Below are 17,962 nucleotides of genomic sequence, written 5' to 3' on the forward strand. Positions count from 1 at the left end.
TTATCGGAATTCCTGCATATTTGCTGTATGCAGCATGAATAATCTATGTTATCTTGATTCTTAGCTATTTTGAGAAAGGGGAGTTGAAGCTTGACGGAAGCCGTTAAAGAACATACACGAATCGGGGTTGTCTCAATCATCGGAGGATTGTTCGTTGCCTTATCCATGACATTATTTTTAATTCCAGCCGGTGTCTATTCGACAGGATTTACGGGCCTTGCCCAAATCTTGACGGCACTACTTGCTGGTACACCGTTTGAACTAGGGGAAGGACTCTGGTTCTTTATTCTGAACGCACCACTGCTCGTCGTTAGTTATTTTATGCTCGGGCGGAATATGATGATCCATACGCTTGTCAGTGTCGCCTCGGTCACGTTGTTCATTCGTATGCTTCCGCAATCGCAGCTCCTCTCGGACGACCCGCTCTTGAACGCTGTGTTCGGCGGTGTGCTTTTGGCGATCGGATCAGGGATTACGATTCGTTACGGGGCCTCGACAGGAGGCTTTGACATCGTCGCGTTGATTCTCGCGAAGTTCACGAACAACTCGGTCGGTGTCTACCTCTTCTTGATGAACATGATGATCGCGCTCGCAGCAGGTGCCTTGTTCGGATGGCCGACAGCGCTCTACACAATTGTCTTCTTGTATGTGACATCAAAAGTAATCGATGAGATTTACACGAATACGCAGCGTCAGACGCTCTTCATCGTGACGAACCATCCGGATGAAGTCACGAAAGAATTGCATCAACACGTGTTCCGCGGAATCACGCTCATGCCGGCAATCGGCACGTACTCGAAAGTCGAGAAGGCGACGCTCATGATGGTCGCGCAACGACACGAGGTGCGTGAAATCACACGGATCTGCAAAGATGCGGACCCATCGGTTTGGATCAATATCTTGCCGACAGAGGACGTCGAAGGTACGTTCCGTCGCTAATTGAATAAATCACAAAAAGCACCGACTTTTTAGTCGGTGCTTTCGTTATACCTTATACCTTGATTCCAAGTCGTTCTTCTAGGAAGAGGGCAATGCCGTCGTCCATGTTCGAAGCCGTCACTTCGTTGGCTACGTTTTTCAGTTGGTCGATGGCATTCCCCATCGCGACGCCCGTCCCGACATAGTCGAGCATCTCGAGGTCGTTCTCTTCATCACCGAACGCGATGATCTGCTTCCGATCGATGTTTAAATGCTTCGAGACTTCCTGGAGTCCGAGTGCCTTCGACGTATTTTTGCTCATGACCTCGATCATGTGCTCGGGCATACGCCACTGACGATTCAATACCGCCTCGGCATGAATGTCGTCGAGTTGGGAGCGGACGTGCGCCACGTGTTCTTCTGTCGCATGAATCAATAGTGACGTTGGCTCGTCCTGCAAGTGCTTCAACAAGTTACCCGACGTGACACTGAGCGCACGTTCTGCATACGGGCTGTAGAACTCTTGCGGGTCCTTTTGGAAGTAAACGTGGTCCGTCACTTCGACAACGATGTTATGTGCTTTCGTGTCGGCGACCTCTTCAATGATATCGTGTGCGGTCTTGAGTGGAATCGGGCGATGTGTGACCGCGTAATTCGCATCTTTCGGGTGATGCACGAGGGCACCGTTAAAGTTGACGAGCGGAGTCGTCAATCCCATCTGCTCATAGTACATGATGGAGTGGCGCTTTGGACGCCCTGTCGCGATCATGACTTCATGACCAGCTTCACGTGCCGCTTGAAGGGCACGGAGATTTCGTTCACTAATGGTTTTATCATCTCTTAATAACGTTCCATCTAAATCAACTGCGATTAAATAACGTGACATCAGTCATCCTCTTTTCTTCACAATGATGTTTCTACGACCGTATCACATTTTTTGATTTGACGGAAAGAATATACAATCGAAGTCGCATATTCCATTCGAACAATGCTATACTAATGTCGTATGAATTTTTACGAATCATCTGTGAGATGGAGGGGACGTTCAATGCGTTATTTAGTGACATTGATCTGGGCGATTGTGCTCTCAAATACAGCGGTGTTTATCATTTCTGCTGTTGATGGTGTAGAGTTCAACGCGATGCTCGCGACAGGATTTGGCGTGGCCATCACAATCTTCGTTGCGCTTCTCGATGTCTTAAACCAAGACATGGGAATCAGCGACGTTGCACAAGAGAAGTAAGCCGTCTACAATCAAACTGACTCGTGCATGAGTCAGTCTTTTTTCTTTATCTAACAATAAGAGGAGGATCATGCATATGAAAAACCCTGAAAAACGCGCGAATTTTGTTACGTTCGCCATCATCGGAGCGATTATCGTCATCGGGATCGGTCTGTTGTTCTTTTTAAACGGAGCGAATGAAGAAGAAGGCGTCAATGCCGTCACTGCAGATGAATTACAGCAACAGTTAGACCAGGACGGCGAGGTTGTCGCTTACTTCTGGCAAACAGGCTGTGAATATTGTGAGCAAGTAAAACCATATGTCGAACCGCTCATCGAAGAATATGATGCGGTATCGATCAACTTGGCAGACCATAACGTATGGGAAACATACGGCATCAACGGAACACCGACCATCATCCGATTCGAAGATGGAAAAGAAGTCGGTCGCATTGAAGGTGCTGTCTCTGAACAACAATACGAGACGTTCTTTAAGAATGAGGAGGCAAAAGAGGAATGAAGCGTCGTTTTTATCAAACGTTATTTGAGTTGAACGCCTCGCCTTGGATTGCCACGCGCCTCAAACGCTTCGCGGAGTCGAGCGTGAGTCGACACTTGGTTCCGTCGTTTGCCAAAGTGTATGACATTGCGGTGGAGGAAGCGGAACAGCCGCTTCACGCCTATCCGTCACTTCATGCATTTTTCACGCGTCACCTAAAACCGGGGGCACGTACGATTGATGAATCAGCCGACACCCTCGTCTCACCATGTGACGGGAAACTCTCGGTCATCGAATCGATTACGGAAGATAGTCGCTTTGAAGTAAAAGGACAGTCTTACACGCTTGCGGAGTTGCTCGGTTCTCAACAAGAAGCGAGACGCTACACTGACGGAACGGTCGTCGTCCTTTACCTCAGCCCACGCGATTATCACCGGGTCCATACGCCGCTTTCGGGGCGTGTGCTCAGTCACTATGAACTGGGGGACCGCTCGGCGCCAGTAAACGAGATCGGGTTGACGGAGACGGTGAGACCGCTCTCTCGCAACTACCGTCGTGTGACACGATTTGACAGCCCGGCTGGAACGTATGAACATATCATGGTCGGTGCCTTGAACGTGAATACGATCGAGTGGACGCTCGATGGCGATCAAGCCGATAAAGGGCAAGAAGTAGGATACTTCTCATTCGGTTCGACTGTCGTCCTTTGTTTTGAGAAGGATACGATTCAAATGGACCGTGAAAAAATGGGTCCGGTTCGACTCGGTGACGTCATCGGAACGATCAAAACCAACTAATTTTGTATCAATTTTCTTCCGACCGAACGATAGACTAGTCGTTTGGTCGGTTTTCGTTTACCATAGAAGGGATATCAATACTTGTATAAGTAGTTGAATCGTTTAGCTAATTGGAGGAATTTTACGTGTTTAATCGACTTTATCCGAAACAGTTCGTCGCGACTGTGTTTGACATCGACTTACAAGAATTGAAAGACCGTGGGGTACGCGTCATTTTGACCGACCTTGATAATACACTCGTGGCCTGGGACGTCCCGCATGCGCCTGAGCTTTTATTGATGTGGCTTGAAAAAGTGAAATCATACGGTTTCGATGTGATTGTCGTATCAAATAATAACGAGAACCGTGTACGAACGTTTACGGAGCCGCTTGGCCTTCATTATGTCGCTCGTGCCAAGAAGCCGTTACCTTCTGGTTTCAAAGCAGCGCTCTCGAAATACGGCTATTCGCCGAAAGAAGCCATCTTCTTAGGAGATCAGCTGTTCACGGACGTGCTCGGTGCGAATATGGCCGGTATCCACGTCATCCACGTACAACCGGTCGTCAAGACGGACGGACTCGTCACGAAATTCAACCGGATGCTTGAGAAGGTTGTCTTCGCGCACATGAAGCGTCGCGGGAAGTATGTATTGATCACGAAAAAAGTGGAAGAGCTTGCTGTGGATGCACAGCGGGCGAAAGTCGCAGTCGCTGAAAAAATTGGCGAGGCGATGCATTCACGTTCCGAAGATTCACATAAAAAAGATGAATAAGACCTCGAACGCACAGGAAGAAGGAGGCTGCCCATGTACGGCGACCAAGGCGTCGGAATTAACGCTTCAGGAGTAGCAGCGAGGTGCTACGGCGAATGAAGAAGGGGAAACCTAAACGGCAGTAAGTACAACTATGGAAGAAACCAAACGATATTGCGCTGGGTGCGGTGTAGCCATCCAAACGGAAGACCCGAACGGGGTTGGCTACGCACCGAAATCGGCACTTGACCGAGAAATTGTCATTTGCCAACGTTGCTTCAAATTGAAGCACTATAACCAAGTCCAAGACGTAGAGTTATCTGATGATGACTTCTTACGTATCTTGAACGGAATCAGTTCAAAAGAGGCGCTCGTCATTAAGATTGTCGACATTTTCGACTTCAATGGCAGCTGGCTCCCGGGACTTCAACGTTCTGTCGGCTCGAACCCGGTCCTATTAGTCGGGAACAAGGTGGACTTGTTGCCGAAATCCGTCAACCCGAACCGGATGGCGAACTGGATGAAGGCTGAAGCAAAAGAACTCGGCTTGAACCCAATCGACGTCCATTTGATCAGTGCGAAAAAAGGGCATGGGATCGACGAACTCGCTGAAAAGATTGAATATTACCGAAAAGGAAAAGACGTCTTTGTCGTCGGTTGTACGAACGTCGGGAAGTCGACACTCATCAACCAGGTGATCAAACGTTTCGGTGAAGAGGATGAAGCCATCATCACCGTCAGTCATTTCCCGGGAACGACGCTTGACTTGATCGACATTCCGCTCGATGATGATGCGAACTTGTACGATACACCAGGAATCATCAACCGTCATCAAATGGCACACTATGTCGATGCGAAAGATTTGAAGACGATCACGCCGAAAAAAGAAATCAAGCCACACGTATTCCAATTGAACCCGCAACAGACGCTTTACTTTGGCGGCTTGGCACGCTTGGATTACTTGGAAGGCAATAAACGTTCGTTCGTCATCTATATGTCGAATGAGTTGAAAGCACACCGTACGAAACTCGAACGCGCGGATGAGCTCTATGACCAGCATATTGGGAAGATGCTCAATCCTCCGAACGAGAAGACGCTCGAAATCTTACCACCACTCGTACGCCACGAATTCAGTTTACGAGACGGTGTGAAGACAGACATCGTGTTTAGCGGTCTCGGATGGGTCGCGATTCACGGTAAAGGCGGTCGCATTGCGGCTTGGGCTCCGAAAGGCGTCGCTGTCACACTCCGCGAGGCGCTCGTATGAATCTGGCTGTCATCGGCCACCCGATTGCTCATTCGCTCTCTCCCCAACTGCACGAGCAGTGGCTGAGGGCGTCTGGGCTTTTCGGGCGTTATGAGGCCATTGACGCGATGGAGACCGACCTGCCTCGCCTGTTCGAAGCAATGCGGGAAGGCGAATGGGACGGGTTCAACGTAACGATCCCTTACAAAGAAGCGGTCGTTCGTTATGTCGACGAGCTCGACGAGGCTGCCAAGGTAGCCGGTGCCGTCAACACGGTGTATAAGCGGGACGGACGCCTCGTCGGAACGAATACAGACGGTGCCGGGCTCGTCCAAGCATTGATGCCGTTCACGGATTGGTCAGGACACGTTCTTGTCATCGGTGCTGGCGGTGCCGCACGTGGAATCGTGCAGGCGTTACCGACGCGTCAGGTATCAATCGTCAATCGGACAGTTGAGCGGGCAAAAGAGCTCGCCAACACGTTCGGCGTTACCTATACGACGTTCGACGAGGTCGACATCTCACGCTATGACGTCATCATTCAGACCACTTCTGTCGGGATGGACGAGAGATCGACACCACTTTCATTAGAAGGATTACGACAAAACACGGTCGTTTGTGATATCATATATCGTCCACTTGTCACCCCGATGCTTCAAGAAGCGAAACATCGCGGAGCAAGAATTGTGACAGGTGTTGCCATGTTCGTCGGTCAGGGCGCGCTCTCGTTCGAGAAATGGACGGGCGTGAAACCGGACGAAACCATCGGAAAAAAGTTAATCGAAGGATTATTGGAGGAATAATATACTATGCTATCAGGTAAACAAAAACGCTTTTTACGCGCAGAAGCGCACCATCTCTCACCAATCTATCAAGTTGGGAAGAATGGGGTCAGCGAAGCGATGTGTAAAGATATCGTGGACGCACTCGAGAAACGCGAATTGATCAAAGTTCAAGTACTTCAAAACTGCATGGACACGCCAAAAGACGTGGCCGGTGAGTTGTCAGAAGGTACACGAGCTGAGGTTGTTCAAGTTATTGGTAAAGTCATCGTCTTATACAAAGAGGCGACTGAGAAAGAAAATCGCCAAATCAAACTCCCATGAGCCGCATCGGTTTGATGGGGGGCACGTTCGACCCGCCGCATCTCGGTCATCTATTGATTGCCGAACAAGCTCGCGAACAGCTTGAACTCGATGAAGTCTGGTTTTTACCGGCCGCGATTCCGCCACATAAAGTCGGATTCAGCTCGGCAGACCATCGAATCGAGATGACCCGTCGTGCCATTCAAGGTCAATCAGACTTCAAATTGAACCTGATTGAGTTTGAACGGAGTGAACCGTCTTACACGGTAGAGACGATGAAGCGGTTGATTGAACGGCATCCAGACGATACGTTCTACTTCTTGATTGGAGCGGATTCGCTCGTCGCACTCGAATCGTGGCACGACTATGAGACGCTCATCGGTCTCGTCACGTTCGGTGCGGTCGCCCGTCCCGGGACACGTTACTTGATTCTGGAGAAGGCGGACGTTCGTCCAATCGACATGCCCCAACTTGAGATTTCGTCTACTGATATCCGGGAGCGGGCGAAGCGTGGCAAGTCCATCAAATATCTGGTCCCGACTTTGGTCGAGACGTATGTGAAGGAGCATAAGCTGTATGACGTTTGAAGAAGCGCACGAGTTGATTAAACGAACGCTACCGGAAAAACGCTATATCCATACGCTCGGTGTTGTTGAGACAGCGGAACGAATGGCGATTCAGTACGGCGAGAACGTCGAACAGGCCCGTCTTGCTGCAATGCTTCACGACTATGCAAAATATGTTGACACCGAAGAAATGCGTCAAGTCGTCATCGAAGAAGGACTGGATTCAGCTCTTCTTGAATACGGGGACGAGTTGTTGCATGCGCCGGTCGGAGCCGTCTTGCTGGCTCGTCAATACGACCTCGATGAAGCGGTGCTCTCTGCGATTCGGAACCATACGACGGGAGAGCCAGGGATGTCTCGTCTCGATCAAATCCTATTTGTGGCCGATGCCATCGAACCGAATCGGAATTACCCGGGAGTTGATCGCCTGCGAGTAGAGGCAGCGCATTCGCTCGAAGGGGCGGTTGTCGCGACACTGCGCCAAACGATTGAATTTTTATTGAAGAAGTCGGTGCGCATTTTTCCACTGACGATTGAAACGTATAATGATTTTGTGAATACACCTTAGGAGGGTCAATATGACTGCAAGAGAAGAATTAGAATTGATTGTAAAAGCGGCTGACGATAAACGTGCCGAGGAAATCGTCGTACTCGACATGGAAGGCATCTCGCCGATTGCGGATTACTTCGTCATCTGTCACGGGAACTCGGAGAAGCAAGTCGAAGCAATCGCACGTGAGATCAAAGATGTCGCTGGCGAAAATGACCTACCACTCCACAAGTTTGAAGGAATGGACACGGCACGTTGGGTACTTGCTGACCTCGAGAACGTCGTCGTTCACATTTTCCATCGTGACGACCGTGATTACTACAACCTAGAGAAATTGTGGGCTGACGCGCCGCACGTCGAAGTGGAAGTCGGCTAATGGCATACGAAGGATTCGCCTATGTATACGACGAGTTAATGAAAGACGCGCCGTATGATGAGTGGGTCGCTTTCGTGCGTCGTCACGTCCAAGATGGCGCGACACTCGCGGATGTCGGATGTGGGACAGGATCCGCTACGATTCGTCTCGCCGAACATTACGACGTGATGGGGATCGACTTATCGGAGTCGATGCTCGAAGTCGCACAAGAAAAGGCACTCGAAGCAGAAATCGAGTTGCCACTTTGGGAACAAGATATGCGTGAGTTGGAATTACCGGAACCGGTCGATGCGGTGACGATTCTCTGTGACTCGCTCTGCTACCTTCGGGATGAGGCAGATGTGATCGACACGTTCGAATCTGTCTACAACCAACTCAAACCGGGCGGACTGTTCATCTTTGATGTTCATGCTCCGAATAAGATGCAGACGCTCTTCAACCAAAAGACGTACGCGTCAAATGGGGAAGACTGCTCGTATATCTGGTTTGCCGACCCGGGAGAGGCACCGCTCTCAGTCGTTCACGATTTGACGTTCTTCGTCGCGCTTGAAGACGGGACGTACGAGCGGATCGAGGAGACGCATGAGCAACGGACATATGAACCAGGGCAGTACATGCAATGGTTGATTGGTGCTGGGTTCCACGTCAAATCGGTCACATCTGATTTTACCGAACATGCACCAGGAGCGGATGCGGAGCGCATCTTCTTCGTAGCCCAAAAATAAGCAAATCCCCGATTCGTCAAGAATCGGGGATTTTTTTGTCGTTCTTATGCTTCGTGGCTAAACTGCCATTGGACACCGAACTGATCTTCGAGCATGCCATACGCCTTGCTCCAAAACGTCTCTTGAAGTGGCATCAAGACACGGCCATTCACAGAGAGTGCATCGAACTCGCGGTGGATGGCATCGAGGTCGTCCGTGACGACGGCGAGCGTGACATTGTCCCCAAACGTGACCGGTCCGTCAGGCATCGCATCAGAAAACATGAGCGATGAGCCGTGAATCGATAGTCGGGTATGCAGCACGAGATTAGCCATTTCTCTCGGCACCGGTTGACCGTCTGGACCAGGTTGGTCACCGAACGTCATGATGTCTGGAGCGGCATGGTTGAATACGTCCGCATAGAAGTTCACGGCGTCGCGGCAATTCCCGTTAAAATTGAGATATGGATTGATCGGCATAGCAAGTTCCTCCTCGGATTCATAATATTTATTATAGAACATATGTTCGCAAATGACAAGTGAGTCCAACTAAATTCGATTGTGTGGTTGAACACAACTGAGACTTGGGAATAAAGCTAATAGAGAACAAATTAGATGAAAGAAGGCGAAGTATCATGAAGCTCACGAAAGGGCGTATCCTCGAATTCGGATTCGTCTTGTTCATGGCGGTCATACTCGTGACATCGATCATTGAAGAATCCTGGTTCGATGCAAGTGTGGCGGGTGCCGGGATCATCTCGGGTCTCATCCCGTTCTTTATTGAAAAGACGTTTAAAACAGAACTCGATAGCAAGATGAAGGTGGCCTATATCCTGTTCTTGTTTGCCTCACAGTATTTAGGATCAATTGTCGGATTGTACGGGAACGGCTGGTGGGACACGTTCCTACACCTCTTGAGCGGTATCTTTCTCGCATTCTTAGGATTCGACTTTTTCAGTCGACTCGATGACGACATTCGGACTGAGATTCCAAAACGTTTCTTATTTGTCTATATCGTCGTCTTTTCTATGGCTGGTGCGGCGCTTTGGGAGATGTATGAATTTACATCCGACGTCCTCTTAAACACAACGATGCAAGGGAACGGGAACGACGATACGATGGTCGACATCATCGCTGGGTCACTTGGTGGAGTGCTCGCCGCGTTCTTCGTCGTAACGCTTCATCAACGTGAAAAAGCCAAACAAAAGAGACACATGAAAAAAAGTTCGTGATTCACGAGCTTTTTATTTGTAATCATTCTAATATTTGATTAATATCAAGATTGTAATGATTATAAATAATGGGAGGCAATCATATGGATCAACACCGTCAACTAACTACTAACCAAGGCGCACCAATTGGGGATAACGCCAATTCCATCACTGCGGGTCGTCGGGGCCCGACGCTTCTCGAAGACTACCAACTAATTGAGAAATTAGCGCATTTCGACCGTGAACGTGTACCAGAACGCGTCGTTCACGCAAGAGGGGCGGGGGCACATGGTGTCTTCACTGTAAAAAATAGTATGAAACGATATACGAAAGCCGCATTCTTGCAAGAAGAGGGGCAAGAGACACCTGTGTTTGCGCGTTTCTCGACTGTCATCCACGGTTTAGGTTCACCGGAGACACTTCGTGACCCGCGTGGATTCGCCGTCAAGTTTTATACGGAAGAAGGGAACTATGATTTCGTCGGAAACAACTTGCCGGTCTTCTTCATCCGTGACGCGATTAAATTCCCGGACGTGATTCACTCGCTCAAACCGGATCCACAAACAAACCTTCAAGACCCAGACCGCTTCTTCGACTTCATGTCGCTCACACCGGAATCAACAAACATGCTTCTTCATTTGTTCAGTGACGAGGGTATCCCAGCATCGTATCGCCATATGCGCGGATCGTCTGTCCACTCTTTCAAATGGGTGAATGAATTCGGAAACACGGTGTACATAAAGTTGCGCTGGGTACCGAAGCAAGGCATTCAAAACTTGTCTATGGAAGAAGCCGCGAAGATTCAAGCGGAAGACTTCAACCACGCAACACGTGACTTGTTCAACGCGATTGAGCAAGGAGACTATCCGGAATGGGATCTATATGTACAAATTTTAGATCCGGCTGATATGGATAACTTCGACTTCGATCCGCTCGATGCGACGAAAGATTGGTTCGAGGATGTCATCCCATACCAATTGGTCGGAACGATGACCCTCAACAAGAACGTCGACAACTACTTCGCCGAGACAGAGTCTGTCGGCTTCAACCCGGGCGTTCTCGTACCAGGAATTCAGCCATCGGAAGACAAGATGCTCCAAGGACGTCTCTTCTCGTATTCGGATACGCAGCGTCATCGCATCGGACCGAACTACCTTCAACTTCCGATCAACTGCCCGTTCGCTCAAGTCGCGAACAACCAGCGTGACGGGGCGATGCCATTCAAGCAACAGAAGAGCCCGGTCAACTACGAGCCGAACCGCTATGAAGACGCGCCGAAGCCGAATGCGGATTACATCGAAACGCCGCAACCGATCACAGGCGTGACAGGTCGTCAAAAGATTGAGAAGACGAACGACTTCGGTCAGGCCGGAGAAGTGTATCGCCGCTATTCTCAAGAAGAGAAGGATGCGCTTATCCGCAACCTCGTCGCTCACATCAAAGAAGTTCGTCATGAGAAGACGGTTCTCCTCTTGATCTGCAACTTCTATCGTGCTGACCGTGAACTCGGGGAACGTCTCTCAAACGAGTTGAACATTGATCTCGCACCATTCTTGAACCAAATGTCGAATTAAACGAGTAGCCGCGGTCACGTACCGCGGTTTTTTTGTATACAAAAAAGACGCCCCTCTCATGGAGGAACGTCTCGTCAATCGTGGTTATTCACCGACCATCCCATCACCGTCTCGGTCGTCCATATACTGGTACAACCAATGATCACGCGTGATCGGCATCTCAAATCCGGCATTTTTCGCTTCTTTGATTGTCACTTGTCCGTTTCCGTCAACGTCGATATCGGATAAGTCTCGCTCCTCGACAGGCTCCGTCGTCACGTCAGGTGGAGAATCGTCCGTCAAATCGAGCGATTCGTTCACCTCTTCTGGGTCCGCGTTATCATACGTATCCGTGACCGTATTGCCTCGTACGGTATACGTATACTGGTAGCGGGAAGGAATCTGTGTCGTCGTGTTCGGATAGGTGATGATGGCCTCAAAGTCTTTCGCGCCGCCAGCTTTCCGGATGACATCTTCCATGAACGCCTGGTCCCCGTAACGGTTGAGTGCACTGTTTTGTGGTGTGATGTTATAGGCGTTCGAGACACCACCGAGCGAATCAGCGATGATATGACCTTCATCGAGATTCGGGTCTTCGACACCTGGAACTTTCGCCTCGTCTGAATAATAGCGACCAGAAGAATTGACGTCTTCGGTCTCATCGTCTTGAAGCGTGATTTCGTCGGCGATGACACGAATCAATTGACCATGCTCGTTCGTGAATGCCCAGTACTCACGGTCGCCGAAGCCGATATCGACGACGACATTCGCTTCACGTGTTCCGGACTGATCACCGCCATCGACCTCGATTTGTGTATAGCCTTCGAATAAATCTTCTTCCTGTTCAGGTGAAGGCGCATCGGTGGTTTGTTCTTCTTGTGTCTGTTTCTCTTCGGTCGTTTCATCAGTCGACGTCGGGGCGCTCACATCGGCATCCGTACAACCTGAGAGGAGCAGTACCCCAAGCAAGAATGGAATGTAAAATGGTATTCTTTTCATGTATCTCGCTCCTTATCCAAAGTTACGCTATCGTATTTACTATGTAAATTATAATGATAGCATACGAAAGCAAGAAGTGAGCGTCCCCCTTTCAAAATGTGCCCGACGGATTCCTCTCATTTGTGGATTCAGAAAGCTTGTGCCAAGATTGAAAAAAAGGGGGAAGAACGTATGAACGAAGTGATTGAGACATTATTGAACCACCGTTCCGTCCGTGACTTTACAGACGAGACATTAACAGATGAACAAATTCAGACCATCGTTGAGTGCGCCCAACGCGCATCGACATCTAGCTTTATCCAGGCCTATTCCATCATCGGGGTGACCGATGAAGCGAAGAAGAAACGACTTGCCGAGATTGCGGGCAACCAGTCTTATGTCGTCGAAAACGGTCACTTTTTCGTCTTTTGTGCGGATTTACATCGCCATGAAATGATTGGTGAGCTACAGGAAGCTGAAGTGTCTGCGACGCTTGAGACTGATGAGAAGTTGCTTGTCGCTGTAATCGACGCTGCACTCGCCTCACAAAATGCGGCAGTGGCGGCAGAATCGATGGGGCTCGGCATCTGTTATATCGGTGGCATTCGGAACGACCTCTTTGCGGTTAAAGAAGTGCTCGATTTGCCGGAACGGGTCATCCCGCTCTTCGGCATGGCCGTCGGTGTACCGGCTTCAGTCGAGGATCAAAAACCACGCTTACCGTTCCATCATGTTTACCATGAGAATACGTATGAAGCGAATCCAGAACGGATGAAGCAGTCCCTTTCCGATTACGATGCGTTAATTCACGATTACTATATGGTCCGTGGCTCGAACCCGCGTAAGGATACGTGGACTGGACAAATGGGACGCATGTTGTCAAAATCGACGCGTCTTGACGTCAAAGACTTCTTGAAAGCACAGGGTTACTTGAAGCAATAATCAAAACCGCCGACAAATCACTGTCGGCGGTTTTGTCATGTTCAATTCACTTGAGCGTCGAGCCAATTCTTGTCGATGGCACCAAATTGTTTCGCGATAATGACACCGGATGCATCGAGCACATATGTCGTCGGCATTGCCTGAATCCGGTACGCATCCCCGACTTGACCGTCACGGTCATAGACAACGGTAAACGCGTCTTCGTACGGTTCGACGAACGAGACGGCATTGTCCGGGTCACGTTCGCTCGTCGTCGTGTTAACGGCGACAATCGTCACGTCGTCTCGTTCTTTTGCGAACGTCGCCATGTCCGGCATTTCTGCGCGACACGGAGGACACCAGGACGCCCAAAAATTAACGACGACTTGTTGACCGCGTAACGATGCTAAGTCGAACGTACTCCCGTCAGTTCGTTGTAACTCAAACGATGGGGGGATTTGACCGATGTTTAGACCGGTCGATGCCGTCTCTGTCGTGATCGTTTGTGTCGCGCGTTCCGGTAGGGCAGCATTCACGACCGCGAGCAAGACGAGAGCACCGATACTCAATTGTACGACTCTTCTTGAAGGACGAGCGACATAGAGCGAAAACCCGAACAGGATGAGGGAAATGCCCATCATCCACCATTTTACTTGTCCAACCGCATACGACTGAAACAGCCAGATACTAGATGCGCCAAGGACGGTCCAAAGGATGTGTCCTCGAGTCGGCGCATGCATCCAGCGCCACGTCATCCCGAATAGTATGAGGATAAGGATAGCGCTCCATAGATGAATCGGCTGATCGGGTAGAGAGAATATCGTCCCGTATACCGGAACCGCGAGCGTCATCCCGAGCCAGATGAGGAGCCCGCTCAGCATCCAATATCCTAAGAGGTCTCGATCGAGTCGATAGACGAGCCAAAGGACAACAGCGGTCGCGATCCATTGAGACCATATACCTCCCGTAGCGTAGAGGGCAAGAGAAATATCACGAGTCGTCAACAGACCGATGAGGATGGCGCTCCCTTTCCAGGCGAGAAATCCATAGAACCATGTACCGATGACGGCTTCACGTTGCTTGCTCGTTAGACCGAGGAAACGAAAGATCCCGTAAAGGATACCAAGGCTTACTAAAAAAATGAGTAAATCGACACGAATGTTAAGTGGACCGATAGCGACCACGTCTTTCCCTCCTAAACAAAAGGCGCCCCTCTCGAAGCGGGCGCCATATTCATAGTCAGTATAGCATTACTTGATTTGTTGAGCGTTTAAGACAGTCTTCATCGCGCCGTAGCCACCGAGAATGTTATGGATATCTTTGTAGCCGAGTGATTGAAGGACACTTGCTGCCATGCGTGAGCGGACGCCTGACGCACAGTGAACTGCAATCGTTTGATCGGTCGGAAGACCTTCGTGATCACGTGTGAGTTTACCGAGCAAGATGCGCTCTGCCTTTTCGTAATGGCTCGCGTTCCATTCTGTCGCGTTGCGAACGTCGAGGACGAAGACGTCACCTTTTTCAGCAGCTTCAATCGCTTCTTCTGCCGTCACGTCGGTATACGTTTCCGTCAAGAGTGAAGCGTCGAGCTCTTCGACCGGAACGATGAAGCGAAGACGATCGAGGCCGATTGATTGAAGGTCGGTCTGTACTTGATCGACTTCTTCCGCATTTGCGATGAGTGTGATGTCTTTGTCGAAGTTGACGAGCCAGCCTGCCCACGAGACGAACTTGTTGTTGTATGGGATGTTGATTGTCCCAGGTACGTGTCCGTTCGCAAAGTCTTCCCCTTTACGCGTGTCGACGACTTGCGTCTCTTCGACGAGTGTATCAAGGCGATCTGAACCGACGACTTCAGGACGAGCGACATTCGTCGTCACTTGAATGCCTTCTTTGTTCACTTTCTTCATCATGGCGAAGTAGTTCGGTGGTTCTGGTTGATCCGTCGTCAACTCTTTGATGAAGGCATCTTTATTCGTCATTTGAAGCGCCCAGTTCGTCGCTTTCTCATAACCGACCGTCGACGTTGGAATCGCGCCGAGCGCTTTCCCGCAAGCACTGCCTGCACCGTGTCCTGGCCAAACTTGAACGAAGTCAGGAAGCGCCATGAATTTCTTGAGTGAATCAAACATTTGTTCCGCGCCAATTGCCGTCGTTCCTTTCACACCGGCTGCTTCTTCGAGGAGGTCGGGGCGACCGATATCTCCGACGAAGACGAAGTCGCCTGTGAAGATGCCCATCGGTTGTGTCTGGTTCCGGTCATACAGAAGGAATGAAATGTGTTCCGGTGTGTGACCCGGTGTGTGCATGACTTCAAGTGTCACGTTTCCAATTTTGAACGTGTCGCCTTCTTTGACGAGTTGTGCGTCGATGTCTTTGGCGAACGCATACTTCCAAGAAGCATCGCCTTCATCTGATAAATAAGCTTTCGAACCTGTACGCTTCGCGAGTTCGAGTGAGCCCGATACAAAGTCCGCATGAATGTGTGTCTCAGCTGTTGCGACAATGTTCATGCCTTCTTTTTTCGCTTCTTGAAGGTATGGCTCGATGTTACGGGCCGGGTCGATGACGATGGCTTCTCCTGTCATTTGGCATCCGACCATATATGAAGCTTGCGCTAATTTCTCATCATAAAAATAACGTAATAGCATATCAATTTCCCCCTATGAATGTAATCGTTTATTCGACTTCGCCTTGCCAGCTCATCATCCCACCGTCGACGTTCGTGACATCGAACCCGAGTGAGTCGAGATAAGCGGATGCATTCATGCTGCGTCCACCGGCTGCGCAAATGACGTGAATCGGTTTAGAGCGATCGAGCTCATCGACTTTTGCCCCGAATTCAGAAAGTGGTACGTTTTTCGCTTGTTTAATGTGACCTCCAGCATATTCATCTACCTCTCGTACATCGATGAGGTTGAGTGAGTCGTCAGCTTGAAGTAGCGCTTCTAATTCAGTAGTCGTAATCGTCTTCATGAGTCTTTGATCTCCTTTTCGTGTTTAAGGTTTTTGGCAACGAGAATGTTTCGTTGGCTTTAATATACCCCCTAAGGTATAATGAGCGCAAGTGAAAAGAATTGGAGGGGAAAACATGAAGAAAATTTCCTTATTTGTTGGGATTTTGGCTGTTATGGTGATTTTTATCTTTGTAATCACATCAGAAAAGGATGAGATCACGAAAATCGATGCTGAAACTCTACAAAACAAATTGGAAAACGAGGAAATAACACTCCTTGACGTACGAGAAACATCTGAATACGAGGGGGGGCATATTGAAGGGGCGGTGAACGCACCACTATCTTCATTAGATGCCAACGAGTTACCGTATCCGAAAGATGAGCCAATCTACGTCATCTGTCGAAGCGGTAATCGAAGTGCCCAGGCTGCTAACCGATTACAAGAGGCGGGCTATACGAAAATCTATGATGTGTCAGGCGGTATGATAGCTTGGGAATCGATTGAATGAGTAGAGAATACGAGAGTAAATGGAGGAGTCAATATGGAGTTCGGGTTTATCATTACAATTTTTCTAATTGGGTTTATCGGGTCGTTCATATCAGGGATGGTCGGAATTGGTGGGTCGATCATCAAGTATCCGATGCTGTTATACATTCCACCAATCTTAGGATTTGCGGCGTTCAGCGCGCACGAAGTATCAGGAATTAGTGCGATTCAAGTGTTTTTTGCGACAATCGGTGGGATTTATGCCTATCGTAAAGGGGGATACTTAAACAAACAGTTGATCCTCTATATGGGTGTGGCGGTCTTGATCGGAAGCTTCATTGGAGGATATGGGTCGACGATTTTATCGGAGACGATGATCAATGTCGTTTACGCCGTACTTGCGACGATTGCGACGATCATGATGTTCTTACCGAAGCCACAAGTGGACGATATGCCGCTTGACCAAGTGCAGTTCAACAAGGTGATTGCGGCCAGCTCAGCTTTCGTCGTCGGGATTGCAGCTGGTATCGTCGGAGCGGCAGGGGCATTCATTCTCATGCCGATCATGCTGGTTGTCTTGCGCATCCCGACGAAGATGGCGATCGCAAGTTCACTCGCCATCACATTTATCTCGTCGATCGGGTCGACGTTCGGTAAAATTATCACCGATCAAATCGTCTGGGGTCCGGCAATCATTATGATTATCGCGAGTCTGATTGCTGCACCGATCGGGGCGAATGTCGGGAAGAATATGAATACAAAAGCGCTTCAATGGATTTTAGCGTTACTCATCTTAGCGAGTACCATCAAAATTTGGAGTGACTTAATCGCGTAAAAAAATCACGATGCCTATATTCTGGCATCGTGATTTTTTGCCTTATTTCGTAATGAAATAGTAGAGAAGTCCGAGTCCGATGAACGAGACGGGGAGCAAAATAATGTAGAGCCAAGAAACCATCGACCAGCTCTTCTTTTGGCTGTATGTGGAGCGGTCTTTCCCGAGTCCGACCATGATAGTAAAAATAAGTGCGATCAAACAGACAAGCAATGCTAATCCAATCGTGAGAGCCATATTGTCACATCCTTCTTACGTGCTGTTAGTTTTATCATATCGCATACGGGTGGGAGACTTCTGACAGAATGTTGAGGTTGTGTGACAAAG

24 protein-coding genes are annotated in these 17,962 nt (G+C 49.4%); 17 read left to right on the plus strand and 7 right to left on the minus strand.

Annotation, left to right across the window (positions count from 1 at the left end):
• The first annotated feature begins 90 nt into the window (after positions 1 to 90).
• Positions 91 to 939, plus strand: a complete 849-nt coding sequence (locus tag KNO75_RS00495) for a YitT family protein (protein ID WP_074032674.1) — start codon at positions 91 to 93, stop codon at positions 937 to 939.
• 52 nt (positions 940 to 991) lie between these two features.
• Here KNO75_RS00495 and KNO75_RS00500 read toward each other — a convergent pair whose 3' ends face one another.
• Positions 992 to 1,804 (minus strand): Cof-type HAD-IIB family hydrolase, encoded by an 813-nt coding sequence (locus KNO75_RS00500; RefSeq protein ID WP_214794469.1) that lies wholly within the window; start codon positions 1,802 to 1,804, stop codon positions 992 to 994.
• A gap of 162 nt (positions 1,805 to 1,966) precedes the next feature.
• Between KNO75_RS00500 and KNO75_RS00505 the strand changes: the two genes are divergently transcribed.
• From KNO75_RS00505 to KNO75_RS00555, 11 genes are all read left to right on the plus strand, one after another.
• On the plus strand, positions 1,967 to 2,161 hold the full coding sequence (locus tag KNO75_RS00505; RefSeq protein ID WP_074032676.1) for a YjzD family protein: 195 nt from the start codon (positions 1,967 to 1,969) through the stop codon (positions 2,159 to 2,161).
• Between the two features lie 76 nt (positions 2,162 to 2,237).
• Positions 2,238 to 2,660 carry a thioredoxin family protein gene (locus KNO75_RS00510; protein WP_214819252.1) on the plus strand — a complete coding sequence of 141 codons (423 nt, stop codon included), beginning with the start codon at positions 2,238 to 2,240 and terminating at the stop codon, positions 2,658 to 2,660.
• Complete coding sequence (locus tag KNO75_RS00515; RefSeq protein WP_214819254.1) at positions 2,657 to 3,436, plus strand: phosphatidylserine decarboxylase; 780 nt, start codon at positions 2,657 to 2,659, stop codon at positions 3,434 to 3,436. Before KNO75_RS00510 ends, KNO75_RS00515 begins: the two co-directional genes overlap by 4 nt.
• 125 nt (positions 3,437 to 3,561) lie before the next feature.
• Positions 3,562 to 4,188 carry a YqeG family HAD IIIA-type phosphatase gene (locus KNO75_RS00520; RefSeq protein ID WP_214789618.1) on the plus strand — a complete coding sequence of 209 codons (627 nt, stop codon included), beginning with the start codon at positions 3,562 to 3,564 and terminating at the stop codon, positions 4,186 to 4,188.
• A 133-nt stretch (positions 4,189 to 4,321) separates the two neighbouring features.
• Positions 4,322 to 5,434: a ribosome biogenesis GTPase YqeH gene (gene yqeH / locus KNO75_RS00525; protein WP_015880995.1), complete on the plus strand. Its 1,113-nt coding sequence runs from the start codon at positions 4,322 to 4,324 to the stop codon at positions 5,432 to 5,434.
• Complete coding sequence (gene aroE / locus KNO75_RS00530) at positions 5,431 to 6,216, plus strand: shikimate dehydrogenase (RefSeq protein ID WP_214819256.1); 786 nt, start codon at positions 5,431 to 5,433, stop codon at positions 6,214 to 6,216. Before yqeH ends, aroE begins: the two co-directional genes overlap by 4 nt.
• Positions 6,217 to 6,222: 6 nt before the next feature.
• Positions 6,223 to 6,519, plus strand: a complete 297-nt coding sequence (gene yhbY, locus KNO75_RS00535; protein WP_214789614.1) for a ribosome assembly RNA-binding protein YhbY — start codon at positions 6,223 to 6,225, stop codon at positions 6,517 to 6,519.
• Positions 6,516 to 7,085: a nicotinate-nucleotide adenylyltransferase gene (locus tag KNO75_RS00540; protein WP_214819258.1), complete on the plus strand. Its 570-nt coding sequence runs from the start codon at positions 6,516 to 6,518 to the stop codon at positions 7,083 to 7,085. The genes yhbY and KNO75_RS00540 overlap by 4 nt, the downstream gene beginning before the upstream one ends.
• Positions 7,075 to 7,632, plus strand: coding sequence for a bis(5'-nucleosyl)-tetraphosphatase (symmetrical) YqeK (yqeK, locus tag KNO75_RS00545; RefSeq protein WP_214819260.1), 558 nt, complete (start codon positions 7,075 to 7,077; stop codon positions 7,630 to 7,632). Before KNO75_RS00540 ends, yqeK begins: the two co-directional genes overlap by 11 nt.
• A gap of 10 nt (positions 7,633 to 7,642) precedes the next feature.
• Positions 7,643 to 7,990: a ribosome silencing factor gene (rsfS, locus tag KNO75_RS00550; protein WP_074032684.1), complete on the plus strand. Its 348-nt coding sequence runs from the start codon at positions 7,643 to 7,645 to the stop codon at positions 7,988 to 7,990.
• Entirely contained in the window at positions 7,990 to 8,715 is a 726-nt protein-coding gene (locus KNO75_RS00555) for a class I SAM-dependent DNA methyltransferase (RefSeq protein WP_047795583.1), read from the plus strand. Before rsfS ends, KNO75_RS00555 begins: the two co-directional genes overlap by 1 nt.
• A 44-nt stretch (positions 8,716 to 8,759) precedes the next feature.
• Here KNO75_RS00555 and KNO75_RS00560 read toward each other — a convergent pair whose 3' ends face one another.
• The gene (locus KNO75_RS00560) at positions 8,760 to 9,173 is read right to left on the minus strand and encodes a VOC family protein (RefSeq protein ID WP_214819262.1); all 414 of its coding nucleotides are present in this window, start codon (positions 9,171 to 9,173) and stop codon (positions 8,760 to 8,762) included.
• 155 nt (positions 9,174 to 9,328) lie between these two features.
• Between KNO75_RS00560 and KNO75_RS00565 the strand changes: the two genes are divergently transcribed.
• Together KNO75_RS00565 and KNO75_RS00570 are read left to right on the plus strand one after the other, a co-directional pair.
• Positions 9,329 to 9,925: a DUF2238 domain-containing protein gene (locus KNO75_RS00565; protein WP_214819264.1), complete on the plus strand. Its 597-nt coding sequence runs from the start codon at positions 9,329 to 9,331 to the stop codon at positions 9,923 to 9,925.
• Positions 9,926 to 10,008: 83 nt separating this feature from the next.
• Positions 10,009 to 11,478: a catalase gene (locus KNO75_RS00570; RefSeq protein ID WP_214819266.1), complete on the plus strand. Its 1,470-nt coding sequence runs from the start codon at positions 10,009 to 10,011 to the stop codon at positions 11,476 to 11,478.
• 84 nt (positions 11,479 to 11,562) lie between these two features.
• Here KNO75_RS00570 and KNO75_RS00575 read toward each other — a convergent pair whose 3' ends face one another.
• Positions 11,563 to 12,456, minus strand: coding sequence for a DNA/RNA non-specific endonuclease (locus KNO75_RS00575; RefSeq protein ID WP_214819268.1), 894 nt, complete (start codon positions 12,454 to 12,456; stop codon positions 11,563 to 11,565).
• Positions 12,457 to 12,627: 171 nt separating this feature from the next.
• Here KNO75_RS00575 and nfsA point away from each other — a divergent pair, with 171 nt between their 5' ends.
• Positions 12,628 to 13,377: an oxygen-insensitive NADPH nitroreductase gene (nfsA, locus tag KNO75_RS00580; protein WP_214819270.1), complete on the plus strand. Its 750-nt coding sequence runs from the start codon at positions 12,628 to 12,630 to the stop codon at positions 13,375 to 13,377.
• 41 nt (positions 13,378 to 13,418) lie between these two features.
• On the opposite strand, the gene KNO75_RS15130 is transcribed toward nfsA, so the two are convergent.
• From KNO75_RS15130 to KNO75_RS00595, 3 genes are all read right to left on the minus strand, one after another.
• Positions 13,419 to 14,540 carry a TlpA family protein disulfide reductase gene (locus KNO75_RS15130; protein ID WP_214819272.1) on the minus strand — a complete coding sequence of 374 codons (1,122 nt, stop codon included), beginning with the start codon at positions 14,538 to 14,540 and terminating at the stop codon, positions 13,419 to 13,421.
• 66 nt (positions 14,541 to 14,606) lie between these two features.
• Positions 14,607 to 16,007: an MBL fold metallo-hydrolase gene (locus tag KNO75_RS00590; protein WP_214819274.1), complete on the minus strand. Its 1,401-nt coding sequence runs from the start codon at positions 16,005 to 16,007 to the stop codon at positions 14,607 to 14,609.
• Between the two features lie 28 nt (positions 16,008 to 16,035).
• Complete coding sequence (locus KNO75_RS00595; protein WP_015881009.1) at positions 16,036 to 16,332, minus strand: rhodanese-like domain-containing protein; 297 nt, start codon at positions 16,330 to 16,332, stop codon at positions 16,036 to 16,038.
• 115 nt (positions 16,333 to 16,447) lie between these two features.
• Here KNO75_RS00595 and KNO75_RS00600 point away from each other — a divergent pair, with 115 nt between their 5' ends.
• Positions 16,448 to 16,822 carry a rhodanese-like domain-containing protein gene (locus KNO75_RS00600; protein WP_251126012.1) on the plus strand — a complete coding sequence of 125 codons (375 nt, stop codon included), beginning with the start codon at positions 16,448 to 16,450 and terminating at the stop codon, positions 16,820 to 16,822.
• A 33-nt stretch (positions 16,823 to 16,855) separates the two neighbouring features.
• The gene (locus KNO75_RS00605; protein ID WP_214696060.1) at positions 16,856 to 17,635 is read left to right on the plus strand and encodes a sulfite exporter TauE/SafE family protein; all 780 of its coding nucleotides are present in this window, start codon (positions 16,856 to 16,858) and stop codon (positions 17,633 to 17,635) included.
• Between the two features lie 42 nt (positions 17,636 to 17,677).
• On the opposite strand, the gene KNO75_RS00610 is transcribed toward KNO75_RS00605, so the two are convergent.
• Entirely contained in the window at positions 17,678 to 17,872 is a 195-nt protein-coding gene (locus KNO75_RS00610) for a hypothetical protein (RefSeq protein ID WP_214696058.1), read from the minus strand.
• Positions 17,873 to 17,962: the final 90 nt, after the last annotated feature.

The sequence above is a fragment of the Exiguobacterium sp. s35 genome (genome assembly GCF_018617535.1).
Taxonomy (GTDB): Bacteria; Bacillota; Bacilli; order Exiguobacteriales; family Exiguobacteriaceae; genus Exiguobacterium; species Exiguobacterium aestuarii.

What these genes read in the sequence shown, in the direction of transcription:
- KNO75_RS00590 (WP_214819274.1), bottom strand. Translation starts at nt 16,007, where the DNA reads ATGCTATTACGTTATTTTTATGATGAGAAATTAGCGCAAGCTTCATAT.
- KNO75_RS00565 (WP_214819264.1), top strand. Translation starts at nt 9,329, where the DNA reads ATGAAGCTCACGAAAGGGCGTATCCTCGAATTCGGATTCGTCTTGTTC.
- yhbY (WP_214789614.1), top strand. Translation starts at nt 6,223, where the DNA reads ATGCTATCAGGTAAACAAAAACGCTTTTTACGCGCAGAAGCGCACCAT.
- KNO75_RS00600 (WP_251126012.1), top strand. Translation starts at nt 16,448, where the DNA reads ATGAAGAAAATTTCCTTATTTGTTGGGATTTTGGCTGTTATGGTGATT.
- KNO75_RS00560 (WP_214819262.1), bottom strand. Translation starts at nt 9,173, where the DNA reads ATGCCGATCAATCCATATCTCAATTTTAACGGGAATTGCCGCGACGCC.
- KNO75_RS00500 (WP_214794469.1), bottom strand. Translation starts at nt 1,804, where the DNA reads ATGTCACGTTATTTAATCGCAGTTGATTTAGATGGAACGTTATTAAGA.
- KNO75_RS00505 (WP_074032676.1), top strand. Translation starts at nt 1,967, where the DNA reads ATGCGTTATTTAGTGACATTGATCTGGGCGATTGTGCTCTCAAATACA.
- aroE (WP_214819256.1), top strand. Translation starts at nt 5,431, where the DNA reads ATGAATCTGGCTGTCATCGGCCACCCGATTGCTCATTCGCTCTCTCCC.
- KNO75_RS00570 (WP_214819266.1), top strand. Translation starts at nt 10,009, where the DNA reads ATGGATCAACACCGTCAACTAACTACTAACCAAGGCGCACCAATTGGG.
- KNO75_RS00605 (WP_214696060.1), top strand. Translation starts at nt 16,856, where the DNA reads ATGGAGTTCGGGTTTATCATTACAATTTTTCTAATTGGGTTTATCGGG.
- KNO75_RS00575 (WP_214819268.1), bottom strand. Translation starts at nt 12,456, where the DNA reads ATGAAAAGAATACCATTTTACATTCCATTCTTGCTTGGGGTACTGCTC.
- KNO75_RS00595 (WP_015881009.1), bottom strand. Translation starts at nt 16,332, where the DNA reads ATGAAGACGATTACGACTACTGAATTAGAAGCGCTACTTCAAGCTGAC.
- KNO75_RS00515 (WP_214819254.1), top strand. Translation starts at nt 2,657, where the DNA reads ATGAAGCGTCGTTTTTATCAAACGTTATTTGAGTTGAACGCCTCGCCT.
- KNO75_RS00510 (WP_214819252.1), top strand. Translation starts at nt 2,238, where the DNA reads ATGAAAAACCCTGAAAAACGCGCGAATTTTGTTACGTTCGCCATCATC.
- KNO75_RS00540 (WP_214819258.1), top strand. Translation starts at nt 6,516, where the DNA reads ATGAGCCGCATCGGTTTGATGGGGGGCACGTTCGACCCGCCGCATCTC.
- yqeH (WP_015880995.1), top strand. Translation starts at nt 4,322, where the DNA reads ATGGAAGAAACCAAACGATATTGCGCTGGGTGCGGTGTAGCCATCCAA.
- yqeK (WP_214819260.1), top strand. Translation starts at nt 7,075, where the DNA reads ATGACGTTTGAAGAAGCGCACGAGTTGATTAAACGAACGCTACCGGAA.
- KNO75_RS00610 (WP_214696058.1), bottom strand. Translation starts at nt 17,872, where the DNA reads ATGGCTCTCACGATTGGATTAGCATTGCTTGTCTGTTTGATCGCACTT.
- nfsA (WP_214819270.1), top strand. Translation starts at nt 12,628, where the DNA reads ATGAACGAAGTGATTGAGACATTATTGAACCACCGTTCCGTCCGTGAC.
- rsfS (WP_074032684.1), top strand. Translation starts at nt 7,643, where the DNA reads ATGACTGCAAGAGAAGAATTAGAATTGATTGTAAAAGCGGCTGACGAT.
- KNO75_RS00555 (WP_047795583.1), top strand. Translation starts at nt 7,990, where the DNA reads ATGGCATACGAAGGATTCGCCTATGTATACGACGAGTTAATGAAAGAC.